Origin of the sequence: Streptomyces sp. TG1A-8 (genome assembly GCF_030499535.1) — a bacterium.
Classification (GTDB): domain Bacteria; phylum Actinomycetota; class Actinomycetes; order Streptomycetales; family Streptomycetaceae; genus Streptomyces.
Genome location: NZ_JASTLB010000001.1, coordinates 124,688 through 138,975 on the forward strand (window position 1 = coordinate 124,688; position 14,288 = coordinate 138,975).

Annotated in this window: 1 protein-coding gene; it reads right to left on the bottom strand. The window is 73.0% G+C overall.

The features are described 5' to 3' along the window. Position 1: 1 nt before the first annotated feature. A complete protein-coding gene (locus QQY24_RS00540) occupies positions 2-14,284 on the bottom strand; it encodes a type I polyketide synthase (RefSeq protein WP_301970685.1) in 14,283 nt (4,760 codons plus the stop codon). Positions 14,285-14,288: the final 4 nt, after the last annotated feature.

Sequence of the window (14,288 nt, forward strand, 5' to 3'; positions counted from 1 at the left end):
GTCACGACATGCCCAGTTCGTTGTCGATGAAGTCGAAGATCTCGTCGTCGTCGGCCGAGTCGAGGAGTTGGTCCACGCGGTCGACCTCGCTCGCCGAGCCCGCCTTGGCCAACAGATCCCGCAACCGGCCGGCTAGCTCGTCGCGGTAGCGCTCGTCGTCCAGGAGGACGGTGAGCCGCTCCAGCTCGGCGACGCCCGGCAGTCGCCCGTCCGCCGGCTCCAGAACAAGTTCGGCTGCGAGGTAGCCGGCGATGGCCCGGCACGACGGGTAGTCGAAGAGCAGGGTGGCGGGAAGCCGCAGTCCGGTGACCGCGCCCAGCCGGTTGCGCAGTTCGACCGCGGTCAGCGAGTCAAAGCCCACCTCGAGAAGGCCACGGTCGACATCGACGGAGCCGGCCTCGGTGAATCCCAGCACGGTGGCGGTGTGGTCACGGACCAGGTCGATCAGGGCCCGGTCGCGTTGTGTGTCCGTCATGCCGGACAGCCGCTGAGCCAGGCCCGCCGCCTCTGCGGCGCCGGTGGTGGCGTCGGCGGCGCTGCGCCGTACGGTCGAGCGCACCAGTCCCCGCAGCACCGCGGGCACCTCGCCCTGCGCCTGGACCGCCTTGGTGTCCAGGCGCAGCGGCAGCAGGACCGGCTGGTCCTCGCTGAGCGCTGTGTCGAACAGCTCCAGGCCCTCCGCGGGCGGGAAGGCGATGATGCCGCCCCGGGCGATGCGCTTGAAGTCGTTCTCATCGAGGTGGCCGCTCATGCCGGCGTCGTTGGCCCACAGGCCCCAGGCCAGCGAGGCGGCCGGCAGTCCCTGGGCCCTGCGGTGGTGGGACAGGGCGTCCAGGAAGGCGTTGCCCGCCGCGTAGTTGGCCTGCCCCATGCCGCCGAAGACGCCGGCCACGGAGGAGAAGACCACGAAGGCCGACAGGTCCAGGTCCGCGGTGAGTTCCTGGAGGTTGAGGACCGCGTCGACCTTGGGCCGTAGGACCACGTCCAGTTGCTCGTCGGTGATGGCTGCCACGATGCCGTCCCGCACCACACCGGCGGTGTGGACGACGGCCGTGACCGGGAACGCGGACGGGACCGCGGCAAGCAGGGCGGCGAGCGCGTCGCGGTCGGCGACGTCACAGGCCGCCACCTCGACTTCGGCGCCCAGCGCCGTGAGCTCCTCCTGCAGCCGCGCGGCGCCTTCGCCGGCGGGGCCGCTGCGGCTGGTCAACAGAAGTCGTCCGACCCCGTGTTCGGTGACCAGGTGCCGGGACACGTGGGCACCGATCGCGCCGGTGCCGCCGGTCACCAGGACGGTGCCGCCGCGCTCCCACTGCGGTGTGGTGGGAGCTGCGCCCACCGGAACGCGCGCGATGCGGTAGGCGTACGCCCGGCCGTCGCGCACCGCCAGTTGCGGCTCGCCGCCGGCCACGGCGCGCGCGAGTGCCGTGTCGTCGTCGTGGTCGACCAGCACGAACCGGTCCGGGTGCTCGGTCTGTGCGGAGCGGACCAAACCCCAGACGGCGGCACCGGCGAGATCGGTCACATCGTCCTCCGCGGTCAGGGGCACCGCGCCGCTGGTGGCGAAGACGAGCTTGGCCCCCTCCCCGTCCTGGGCGAGCCAGTCGCGGATGTCGGCGAGTGCCTGCCGGGTGGCGCGGCGCACGGCGTCGGCGTCCTGTCCCGGCTCGTAGCTGCGCACCTCGAACGCGGTGGCGCCCCCGGCGGCGGGCAGCGGTACCTCGATGAACTCCGGGCGGTACAGGGTCTGGTGGATCCGCCCGCCACCGGTCGCGGACCTGGCGGGTGCGGCCGGCCGCAGGGCGAGCGACTCGGCCGTGGCGACCGGTGTGCCCGTGGCGTCGGCGAGGGTGACGGACATCGAGCTGTCGCCGGTGGGCACCATGCGCAGCCGGACGGCGGCCGCGCCGCCGGCGTGCAGGGTGACGCCGCTCCAGGAGAACGGCAACCAGGCCTGGCCGCTGCCACTCAGCACACCGAAGGCCAGCGAGTGCAGCACGCTGTCCAGGAGAGCCGGGTGAAGTCCGAAGCGGCTGGCCTCGGACCGCACGGACGCGGGCAGGGCGGCCTCGGCGAACACCTCCTCGCCGCGGCGCCACACCGCCGTGAGCCCCTGGAAGACCGGACCGTAGGCAAAGCCGCTTTCGGTGAACCGGTCGTACAGGCCGGTGACGTCGATCCGCTCGGCGCCCGGTGGCGGCCACTCGACGAGCGACTGGGCAGCGGGTGTGGCGGCCGACGACAGCACACCGTCCGCGTGCCGGGTCCACGCTTCCTCGGCGGGCGCGTCCTGCGGCCGGGAGAAGACCTCCAGCGAGCGGGTCCCGTCTGCCGCCCGCGGGCCGACCCGCATCTGCAGGACCACGGCGCCCTGCGCCGGCAGCACCAGCGGTGCCGCCAGGGACAGTTCGTCGACCCGGCCGCAGCCGACCTCGTCGGCCGCCCGGACCGCCAGTTCGAGGAAGGCCGTCGCCGGGAACAACGCCTCGTCGAACACCCCGTGGTCGGCCAGCCACGGTGTGCTGTACAGCGACAGCCTGCTGGTGAACACGTATTGGTCCGACTCGGCCAGTTCGACGGCGGCGCCCAACAGCGGATGCCCGGTGGCGACCAGACCCGCCGACGTCACGTCGCCGGCGTCGGCTGGGGCATCGAGCCAGTAGCGCTCGCGCTGGAACGCGTAGGTGGGCAGCGGCACGCGCCGCACGTCGCGGTCCTCGAAGAACCGCTCCCAGTCGGGGGTGCGCACCTGGGTGTGCAACCGGCCCAGGGCGGCGGTCACCGAGTGGACCTCGTCGCGGTCCCGGTGCAGCAGCGGGATCAGCTCGGCTCGGCCCTCCAGGCAGTCCTGGGCGAGCGCGGTGAGGGAGCCGTCGGGGCCGATCTCGAGGAACGCGGTCACCCCGGCCCGTTCGAGGGTCCGAACACCGTCGAGGAACCGCACCGCCTGGCGGACGTGGTCCACCCAGTAGTCCGGTGTGCACAGCTGGTCGGCGTCGGCGAGGGCCCCGGTGACGTTGGAGACGATGGGGATACGCGGCGGGTGGAACTCGAGCTGTGCCGCGACCTCACGGAACTCCTTCAGCATGCCGTCCATGTGCGGGGAGTGGAAGGCGTGGCTGACTCGCAGCCGCTTGGTCTTGTAGCCGTCCGCGGCGAGTCGGCCGGCGACGTCCAGCACGGCCTCCTCGTCCCCGGCGATGACGGTGGCCGTCGTGCTGTTGAGCGCGGCCACGGCGACCGTGTCTCCACGGTCCGCGAGGAAGGGCAGGACCACGTCCTCGGGGGCCATCACGGACACCATGGCTCCGTCACCGGGCATGGACTGCATGAGCCGGGCCCGCTGCGCCACCAGGCGGGCGGCGTCCGGCAGCGACAGCACCCCGGCGACGTGGGCGGCCGCCAGCTCGCCGACCGAGTGGCCGATGAGGTAGTCGGGCCGCACGCCCCAGTGCTCGACGAGCCGGAAGAGCGCGACCTCGACGGCGAAGAGGGCCGGCTGGGTGAAGGCCGTCCGGTTGAGCAGGTCCGCGTCCGCCGAGTCGGCGGCGGAGCCGATGACGGCGCGCAGGGGCTGGTCCAGAAGCGGGTCGAGGGCTGCGCACACGGTGTCGAACGCCTCGGTGAACACCGGGAACTCGCGGTGCAGCCGCAGCCCCATACCCAGCCGCTGGCTGCCCTGTCCGGAGAAGAGGAACGCCAGGCGCCGCTCCGCGGGGAGAAGGGTGCCGGTCACCGACCGCAGGGCGGCACGGATCGCACCGTGGTCCTCGCCCTGCACGACGGCCCGGTGTTCGAGGTGCGCGCGGGCGGTGGCCAGGGTGTGGCCGACGTCGGCGAGCCGTACCTCCGGGTGCTCCGCCAGGTGCCTGTCGAGCCGGGCCGCCTGCTCGCGCAGCGCTTCGGCGCTGCGGGCGGACAGCACCAGCGGCACCGGCAGCGGCTCCCGTACGTCGTCGGTGGTCGCCGCGTCGTCGGGGGCCTGCTCCAGGATGGTGTGCGCGTTGGTGCCGCTGACACCGAAGGAGGACACGGCTGCCCGGCGGGGGTGGCCGGTGACGGGCCACGGGGTGTTCCCGGTGACCAGCTCGATGCTGCCCGCGGTCCAGTCGATGAGCGGCGACGGCTCGTCCACGTGGAGGGTGCCGGGCACTGTGCCGTGCTGCATGGCCAGCACCATCTTGATGACGCCCGCGATGCCTGCCGCGGCTTGGGCGTGGCCGATGTTGGACTTGACCGAGCCGAGGAGCAGTGGCCGCGTGCGGTCCTGGCCGTAGGTCGCCAGCAGCGCCTGGGCCTCGATCGGGTCGCCCAGCCTGGTGCCGGTGCCGTGCGCCTCGACCACGTCGAGCTCGGTGGGCGCCAGCCGGGCACTGGCCAGGGCGTCGCGGATCACCCGCTGCTGGGAGGGACCGTTGGGAGCGGTCAACCCGTTGGACGCGCCGTCCTGGTTGACCGCGCTGCCCCGCACGACGGCCAACACCGGGTGTCCGTTGCGCCGCGCGTCCGACAACCTCTCCAGCAGCACGACGCCGACGCCCTCGGCCCAGGCGGTGCCGTCGGCGGCAGCCGCGAAGGGCTTGCAGCGGCCGTTGGCGGCGAGGCCGCGCTGCCGGCTGAACTCGATGAACGACACCGGGGTGGCCATCGCGGCGGCACCGCCGGCCAGCGCCATGGTGCACTCCCCGGCGCGCAGGGACTGCGCGGCGAGGTGGATGGCGACCAGCGAGGACGAGCAGGCGGTGTCCACGCTGACGGCCGGCCCCTCCAGGCCGAAGGTGTAGGAGATACGCCCGGAGGCGACGCTGCCCGCGCTGCCGATGCCGAGGTAGCCCTCCACTTCCTTCGGCGCGTTGCGCACCCGCAGACCGTAGTCGTGGTAGCTGGAGCCGACGAACACGCCGGCGCGGCTGCCCTTGACCGACTGCGGGTCGATGCCGGCCCGCTCGAATGCCTCCCAGCCGGTCTCGAGCAGCAGTCGCTGCTGCGGGTCGATGGTCGTCGCCTCCCGCGGGGAGATGCCGAAGAAGGCGGGGTCGAAGTCGGCCAGGTCGTGCAGGAAGCCGCCTTCGCGCGCGTAGGTGGTTCCGTGGTGGTCCGGGTCCGGGTCGTACAGGGCGTCCAGGTCCCAGCCACGGTCTGTGGGGAACGGAGTGATGGCGTCACCGCCCTCGCTGATCAGCCGCCAGAAGTCCTCCGGGGAGTGGACGCCACCGGGGAAGCGGCAGGCAAGGGACACGATGGCGATCTCGTCATCAGTGACCGCGGCGCCGGCCGCCGGGACCGCGACGTCCCGGGTCCGCGCCTCCGGCCCGCCGAGTTCCGCCACCAGGTGGTCGACGACAGCGGACGGGGTCGGGTGGTCGAAGACGAGGGTGACCGGCAGTCGCAGCCCAGTCGCTGCGGAGAGGCGGTTGCGGAGTTCGACCGCGGTCAGCGAGTCGCAGCCGAGGTCCTTGAAGACCCGGTCGCGGCCGATTGCGTCGGAATCGGGGTAGCCGAGGGCCTCGGCGGCCGCCGTTCGCACCAGCTCCAGCAGCGCGGCCCGGTCCAGCGCGGACGGCTGCTCGGGCCCGGCCGGCCGTTCGGCGAGCGCGGCAACCTCCGGCAGGTCGGCGATGAGGGGGCTGGGCCGCAGGGCGGTGAAGGCGGGGACGAACCGGTCCCACGCGAAGTCGGAGACAATCACGTGCGGTTCGCGTCGGCCGACAGCGTCCCGCAGGGCGGCGACGGCGCGCTCGGGGTCCATGGCGGGCATGCCGTCGCGGATCAGGCGGGCGGCCACTGCCTCGTCGGTCAGGCTCTTGCCGGCCCACAGCCCCCAGGAGACCGAGGTGGCGGGCAGACCTAGGTCGCGGCGGTGCAGGGCCAGCGCGTCGAGGTAGGCGTTGGCCGCGGCGTAACTGCCCTGTCCGGTGCCGGCGACGGTGGACGCCAGTGAGGAGAACAGCACGAACGCCGACAGGTCCAGGTCGCGGGTCAGTTCGTGCAGCAGCATCGCGGCGTCGGCCTTCGGCCGGAACACGCCGGCCGCGCGCTCGCCGGTGATGGAGTCGACCACGCCGTCGTCGAGGACACCCGCGGCGTGCACCACGGCGGTCAGCGGAGTCTCGGCCGGAATGCCGGCCAGGAGTTCCACGACGGCGTCCCGGTCGGCCACGTCGCAGGCGGCGACGGTGACCCGGGCGCCCAGTGCGCCGAGTTCGGCGACCAGTTCAGCCGCGCCGGGGGTGTCCGGGCCGCGCCGTCCGGTCAGCACCAGGTGTTCGGCGCCGGCCGTAGCCAGCCAACGGGCCACATGTCCGCCGAGGGCGCCCAGACCACCGGTGACCAGCACCGTTCCGGTGGGCTGCCACGGGTCGCCGGTGGCGGGGCCGGACAGCCGGTCGGCGTGCTCCACCCGGCGGCCGTAGACGCCGGACGGGCGGACGGCCACCTGGTCCTCTCCGGTCTCCCCGGTGAGCACCGCCAGCAGTTGTTCCGCGGCCCGGTCGTCGAAGGCGGCGGGCAGGTCGACCAGGCCGGCCCATCGTGCCGGGTACTCGACGCCAGCCACGCCACCGAGGCCCCACAGGGCCGCCTGCGCGGGACTGTCCAGGGGATCGCCGGGGCTGACGGACACGGCGCCGCGGGTGGCGGTCCACAGCGGCGCGTCGATGCCCGCGTCCCCCAGGGCCTGGAGCAAGGACACGGTCAGCGGGAGCCCGGCAGGCAGCACCGACCCGGCCGACCATGGCCGGTCGGCGAGACCCAGCAGGGAGAGCACGCCTGTGGGTTCGCCGCCGGACGATGCCGTGCGCAGCAGTTCGGCGCGGGCGTTCCGGTCGGCGGTCTCCTCCCACGGGACCACGAGGATGTGGGCGCCGTGCCGGCGCAGTGCGTCGAGGTACCCGTCGACGTCCGTGCCGGCGGGAGTCACGACCAGCCAGTCACCGGCGGCCGGGCGGGCCGGGCCGCCGGTCAGGACACGCCAGGTGACCCGGTAGTGCCACGCGTCGCTGTCGCCCGCCGTGGGCAGGGCCTGGGGCTCGCCAGGGGGCGGAACGAGCCAGTAGTGCTGCCTCTGGAAGGCGTAGGTGGGCAGGGCGACACGGCGGCCGCCCGTGTGCGCGGCGGCCCAGTCCACCGTGGCGCCGCGCGCGTGCAGTTCGCCGAGGGAGGTCAGGAAGCGGTCCAGGCCGCCCTCCTCCCGGTGCAGGGTGCCGACAACGGCTCCGCCGTCGCCGGCCTCCAGTGCCTGCTGCACCCAGATCGTCAGCACGGGGTGCGGGCTGACTTCGACGAACGTGTCGTAGCCCGCGGTGATGAGCTGGTGGACGGCCTGGTCGAACTCCACGGGCCGGCGCAGGTTGCGGTACCAGTACCCGGCGTCCAGGGCGGAACCCTCCAGCCACGCGCTGTCGGCGGTGGACCAGAACCCGACCGCGGCCGGACGTGGACGCACACCGTCCAGCAGGCCGGAGAGTTCGTCGCGGATGCGCTCCACCTGGCGCGAGTGCGCGGCGAAGTCGACACCCGGGATCGGCCAGCGCAGGACGTCCTCGTCCGACAGCGCCGCGCTCAGTTCCTCCAGTGCCCCGGGGTCGCCGGAAAGCGTCACCGAAGCGGGACCGTTGACGGCGGCCACGCTGATACGGCCGTCCCAGTCGGCGATGCGTTCGCGCAGCGGTCCGGCCGCCATGGCCACGAACATCATCGCGCCCTGCCCGGCGAGCGCGGTGAGGGCCTTGCTGCGCAGGGCGACGATCATCGCCGCGTCCTCCAGCGTCAGCGCCCCGGCCACACACGCGGCGGCGATCTCGCCCTGGCTGTGACCGACCACCGCGTCCGGTTCGACGCCGTAGGACCGCCACAGCGCGGCCAGGGAGACCATCACGGCGAACAGCACCGGCTGCACACGGTCCACCTGCTCGTAGTCACCGGATCGCAGGACCTCGGCCAGCGACCAGTCCACATGCGGAGCCAGGGCACGCTCACACTCGGCGAGGCGCTCGGCGAACACCGGCGACGACTCCAGCAGCTCCACCGCCATCCCCGCCCACTGCGACCCCTGACCCGGAAACACGAACACGGTCCGGCGGCCGGCGTCGGCGGTGTGTACGGGTGCCCTGCCGTCGAGCACCGCACGGAGGCCGGCGGCGAGTTCCTCGCGGTCGGCTCCCACGACCACGGCCCGCCGCTCGAACGCGGTCCTGGTGGTCGCCAGCGAGTAGCCGACATCCAGCGGGTCGGCGTCCGGCCAGTCCAGCAGGGCGCGTGCCTGGTCACGCACCGCGTCCTCGGTGCGGCCCGACAGGGTCCAGGCCACGACCGGTTCGGCGGCGGTCTCCGCGGTCGGCGCGGTCTCCTGAACAGGGGCGGGCTCGGCCTGTTCGATGATGACGTGCGCGTTGGTGCCGCTCATGCCGAACGACGACACGCCGGCACGCCGCGGGCCGTCCCAGGCCCGCTCCTCGGTCAGCAGCTCGATGTTCCCCGCGGACCAGTCGATGAACGGCGAGGGGACGTCCGCGTGCAGCGTCCTGGGCAGCACGCCGTGCTCCATGGCCTGGAGCATCTTGATGATGCCGGCCACGCCGGAGGCGGCCTGGGTGTGGCCGATGTTGGACTTGAGCGAGCCCAGCCACAGCGGCCGGTCGCGGCCCTGGCCGTAGGTGGCGAGCAGGGCCTGGGCCTCGATCGGGTCGCCCAGCCTGGTGCCGGTGCCGTGCGCCTCGACCACGTGCACGTCGGAGGGTTCGAGTCCGGCGTTCGCCAGGGCCTGTTGGATGACGCGCTGCTGCGAGAGTCCGTTCGGCGCAGTCAGGCCGTTCGAGGCGCCGTCCTGGTTGACGGCGCTGCCGCGCACGACGGCCAACACCGGGTGCCCGTTGCGCCGGGCATCGGACATGCGTTCCAGGACGAGCATGCCGACACCCTCGGCTATGCCGAATCCGTCGGCGTCGACGCCGAACGGTTTGCAGCGGCCGTCGGCCGCCAGGCCACGCTGCCGGCTGAAGCCGGTGAAGGACAGGGGGGATCCCAGAATGGTGGCGCCGGCGGCCAGGGCCAGCGAGCACTCGCCGGACCGCAGCGCCTGGGCCGCGAGGTGCACGGCTATGAGTGAGGACGAGCAGGCGGTGTCGATCGTCAGCGCCGGTCCTTCCAGGCCGAGCGAGTAGGAGATACGACCGGACAGCACACTGCTGGAGATGCCGGCGATGAGATGGCCCTCGGCCTCCTCGGGCACCCGCTCGCCGTCCCCACCGTACCCCTGGTACCCGGCGCCGACGAACACGCCGGTGTGGGTACCGCTCAGCGAGGTCGGATCGATACCGGCCCGCTCCAGCGCCTCCCAGGACGTCTCCAGCAGCAGCCGCTGCTGCGGGTCCATGGCGAGGGCCTCACGCGGGCTGATGCCGAAGAACGCCGGGTCGAACAGGCCGGCGTCGTAGACGAAGCCGCCCGCCCGGGAGTAGGTCGTGCCGGGCCGGTCGAAATCGGTGTCGAAGAGGTCCCCGAGGTTCCAGCCGCGGTCGCCGGGGAGTTCGGATATCGCGTCGCGCCCCTCCGCGAGCAGCCGCCACAGGTCCTCAGGGGTGCGCACGCCGCCCGGGTAGCGGCAGGCGGCGGAGACGATGACGACGGGGTCGCCGTCGGCGGGTACGGTCACCGGCACCGGGGCGGCCTGCGTCGTCGCCGTGCCGAGCAATTGGTCGCGCAGGTGGTCGGCGAGGGTGGTGGCCGTGGAGTAGTCGAAGACGACGGTGACCGGCAACCGCAGGCCCGTCGAGGCGTTCAGCCGGCCGCGCAGGTCGACGGCGGTCAGCGAGTCGAAGCCCAGCTCCCGGAAGGCACGCCCCGGATCGATGTCGGCCGCGGACTCGTGATCGAGGACGGCCGCGGCCTGGGTCCGGACGAGGTCGGCAAGCGCTTCGCGCTGCTCGGCTTCGGGGAGGACACGGAGCCGATCCAGCAAGGGCGAGGAGCTCTCGTCCTGACGGGCGGCGTCTGCCGCCTGATCGGACAGCGCGTCGCGGGCGTCGGGCAGGTCGGAGATGAGGGCGCTGGGCCGGGCGGATGTGAACACGGGGGCGAAGCGGTCCCAGTCGACGGCGGCCACGACGATGACCGTCTCGTCCCGGTCCAGTACCTGCTGGAAGCCCTCGATGGCGAGCGAGGGGCGCATGAAGGGGATGCCCCGTCCGCGCAATTGCTGCTCGGCGAGGTTGGCGGCCATCCCCTTGCCGTCCTGCGGGGCCCAGATGCCCCAGACCACCGAGGTGGCTGCCAGCCCGCGGGCGCGCCGGCGCTCCGCGAGGCCGTCCAGATAGGCGTTGGCGGCGGCGTAAGCGCCGTGGTCCGCGCTGCCCCAGACCGCGGAGATGGACGAGAACAGGACGAACGCGTCCACCTCGCCGATCAGCTCGTCCAGGTGGGCCGCGCCGAGTACCTTGGCGTGCAGGGTGTCGCCGAACTCGGCGAGGTCGGTGTCCGGTAGCGGCACGAGGCGGCCCGCGCCCGCTGTGTGCATGACGGAGCGGATCCGGTCGCCCTGGGCCTCCAGGCCGGCGATGAGGGCGGCCAGTTGCTCGCGGTCGGTCACGTCGCAGGCGGCGGTGGTGACGCGGGCGCCCATGGACCGGAGTTCCGCGGTCAGCTCCGCGGCGCCGGGTGCGTCGCCGCCCCGCCGGCTGAGGAGCACCAGGTGTTCCGCTCCGTTGCGTGCCAGCCAGGCGGCGATCTGCCCGCCGACGGCGCCCGTGCCGCCGGTGATGAGGACGGTGCCGCGGGGGCGCCATGGCTCGGGCGCTGCCCCGGAGGGCAAGGGGGCTCGGGCGAGGCGGCGTCCGTACGCGCCGCCGGGCCGCAGGGCCACCTGGTCCTCCTCTCCGTCACCGGCCAGCACGGAGGTCAGGGCGGCGGGGTCGAAGCCCTCGGCCAAGTCGCAGAGTCCGCCCCAGCGCCGCGGGTACTCCAGGGCGGCAACGCGGCCCAGGCCCCACACCAGGTTCTGGGCGACGCCGGTCACCGGGTCGTCGTGGTCTGTGGAGACCGCGCCGCTGGTCAGGCACCACAGCGGGGCGTCGATGCCCGTGTCGTCGAGCGCCTGGGCGAGAGCGAGGGTGAGGGCCACGCCGACCGGCACGACGGCGTGGTCCGGGTGCGGCCGTTCGTCCAGGCTGAGGAGCGACACCACCCGGTGCAACGGACGGGGCAGGCCGGCCAGTCGCCGCGCGAGCGTCCGCCGGTCGCTGTCGGCGGCGGTCAGTTCCGCCTGCGTCACCGTTGCGCCGGCGGCCTCCAGCGCCCGGCGTACGTCGACGGCGAGCGGGTGGCCGGTCTCCGGGACGAGCAGCAAGCAGTGGCCGGAGATGTCCCCGGGTGCACGGGCGGGCAGCGCCTTCCAGGTGATGCGGTACCGCCAGGAGTCAACTGTGGCGCAGCTGTCGCGGCGGTTGCGCCAGTCGGACAGCGTGGGCAGCAGGGCGCTGAGCGGCGTCTGCGGGTCCACGCCGAGCAGCTCTCCCAGGCTGCCGTCCTCGACCGTCTGCCAGAAGTGGTTTTGCTCCGCCTCGCCGATGCCGACACTGTCCTCCAGCCAGTACCGCTTGCGCTGGAAGGGGTAGGTCGGCAGATCCCGGTAGGCCGGCGTGCCGGCGAAGAACGGTGACCAGTCCACCTCCACACCACGGACGAACAACTCCGCCACCGACGTCAGGAAGCGGCGCATGCCGCCCTCGTCACGCCGCAACGTCCCCGACACGACGGCCCCGTCACCCAGCGCCTCGTCCACCCCCATCGTCAGGACGGGATGGGCACTGACCTCGACGAAGACGTCGTGCCCGGCAGCCGCGAGATCCCGTACGGCGGTTTCGAACCGCACCGTCTGACGCAGATTGCGGAACCAGTACCCGGCACCGAGTTCCTCCCCGGTGAGCCATTGGGTGTCCACCGTGGAGTAGAACGGCACCACGGCCGGTCGAGGAGAGATCTGCTTCAGCACCCGCAGGACCTCCTCGCGGATCTCCTCCACCTGCGCCGAGTGCGAGGCGTAGTCCACGGGGATGCGCCGGGCCCGCTCGACCCGGCCCAGGATCTCCTCCAGACCGGCCGGGTCACCGGCGACAACCACGGACGAGGGGCCGTTCACGGCCGCCACCGACACACCCTCGGGCAACAGGCCGCCCACCTGCTCCACCGGAAGGGGAACCGAGACCATGCCACCCCGGCCCGCCAGCGCGGTGATCGCCCTCGAACGCAGTGCCACAACCCGCGCGCCGTCCTCCAACGACAGCGCGCCCGAGACCACGGCGGCCGCAATCTCGCCCTGAGAATGGCCCACCACGGCAGCCGGCCGCACCCCGACCGACTCCCACAATGCCGCCAGCGACACCATCACCGCCCACAGCACCGGCTGCACCACATCCACCCGGCCGAACTCACCGGAGGCCACAACCTCCGGCAACGACCAGTCCACATACGGCGCCAACGCCCGGCCGCACTCCTCAAAACGCGCGGCGAACACCGGCGAGCAGTCCAGCAGCTCCACCGCCATCCCCGCCCACTGCGAACCCTGACCGGGAAAGACGAACACCGTCTTGCCCACAGCGGAAGCGACACCCGTCACCGTGCCGGCCAACGACTCGCCCGCCACGACCGCTCCCAAAGCGGCCTCGAGCTCCACCCCGGACCCGCCGACGACCACCGCACGGTGCTCGAACACCGACCGGCCCGCCAGAGCCGCACCCACCGCGGCGCGATCCGCACCCGCCAACGACACCAACCGACCCGCCTGCGCACGCAACGCGTCCACCGAACGACCCGACACCACCCACGGCACCACGCACGACACCACAGACGACGACACCGAACCCTCAGCGTCGCCACCGACCGCCCCGGACACCCCCTCCTCCAGCGGAGCGTCCACCGGGGCCTGCTCCAGGATCAGGTGGGCGTTCGTACCACTGACGCCGAAGGCGGAGACGCCCGCGCGGCGCGGACCGTCCTCGTCGGCCCACGGCCGTTCCTCCGTCAGCAGCCGCACGTTGCCCGCCGACCAGTCGACGGCCCGGCTCGGGGCGTCCACGTGCAGCGTCTTGGGGAGCGTCCCATGCCGCATCGCCATCACCATCTTGATGACGCCGCCGACGCCTGCGGCCGCCGAGGTATGACCGATATTCGACTTCAGGGAGCCCAGCCACACAGGGCGCTCCGGGTTGCGGCCGTAGGTGGCCAGCACCGCCTGCGCCTCGATCGGGTCACCCAGCTTGGTGCCGGTGCCGTGCGCCTCCACCACGTCGATGTCGCCCGTGGAGAGTTGCGCGTTGGCGAGCGCTTCCTTGATTACGCGCTGCTGGGACGGACCATTGGGCGCGGACAGTCCGTTGGAGGCGCCGTCCTGGTTGACGGCGCTGCCCCGGATCACGGCGAGGACCCGGTGGCCGTTGCGCCGCGCGTCCGACAGCCGCTCCAGGACCAGCACACCGGCGCCCTCGGACCAGGCAGTGCCGTCGGCGGCGTCGGCGAACGCCTTGCAGCGTCCGTCGGGTGCCAGACCGCGCTGACGGCTGAAGGCGATGAACGCGTCCTGTGTGGCCATCACCGTGACGCCGCCGGCCAGCGCCAGGGTGGCCTCGCCGGTGCGCAGCGCCTGGACCGCCAGGTGGATCGCGACCAGCGAGGATGAGCAGGCGGTGTTGACGCTGACCGCGGGGCCTTCGAGGCCGAGGACGTAGGAGACACGGCCGGACACGACGCTGCCGGCGGTGCCTGTGTCCAGCAGTCCCTGGAGTTCGGGGACGTCCTTGGAACGGTCGCCGTAGCCGTTGCCTATGGCACCGATGTACACGCCCGTCCTGGTGCCGCGCAGCGCGTGCGGGTCGAGGCCGGCGCGTTCGACGGCTGTCCAGGCGGTCTCCAGCATCAGCCGCTGCTGCGGGTCCATCGCCAGCGCCTCACGCGGCGAGATGCCGAAGAAGCCCGCGTCGAACAGACCTGCCTCGTGCAGGAAGCCTCCGTTGCGGGTGTAGGAGGTGCCGGCCTTGTCGGGATCCGGGTCGTAGCGGCCTTCCAGGTCCCAGCCCCGGTTGATGGGCCACTCGGTGATGGCGTCGGTGCCGTCGGCGACCAGTTGCCACAGGTCCTCGGGGGACTCGACGCCACCGGGGTAGCGGCAGTCCATCCCGACGATGGCGATCGGCTCGTGCATCGCCTGGCGGGCTTCGCGCAGCGCCGCCTTGGTCTGGCCGAGCTCCGCCGTGGCGCGCCTGAGGTAGTCCAGAAGCTTCTTGTCGTCCGTCATGGTG

Bases quoted from the DNA above. Each gene is read 5' to 3' on its own strand.
- QQY24_RS00540 (WP_301970685.1), bottom strand. From the start codon at position 14,284: ATGACGGACGACAAGAAGCTTCTGGACTACCTCAGGCGCGCCACGGCG.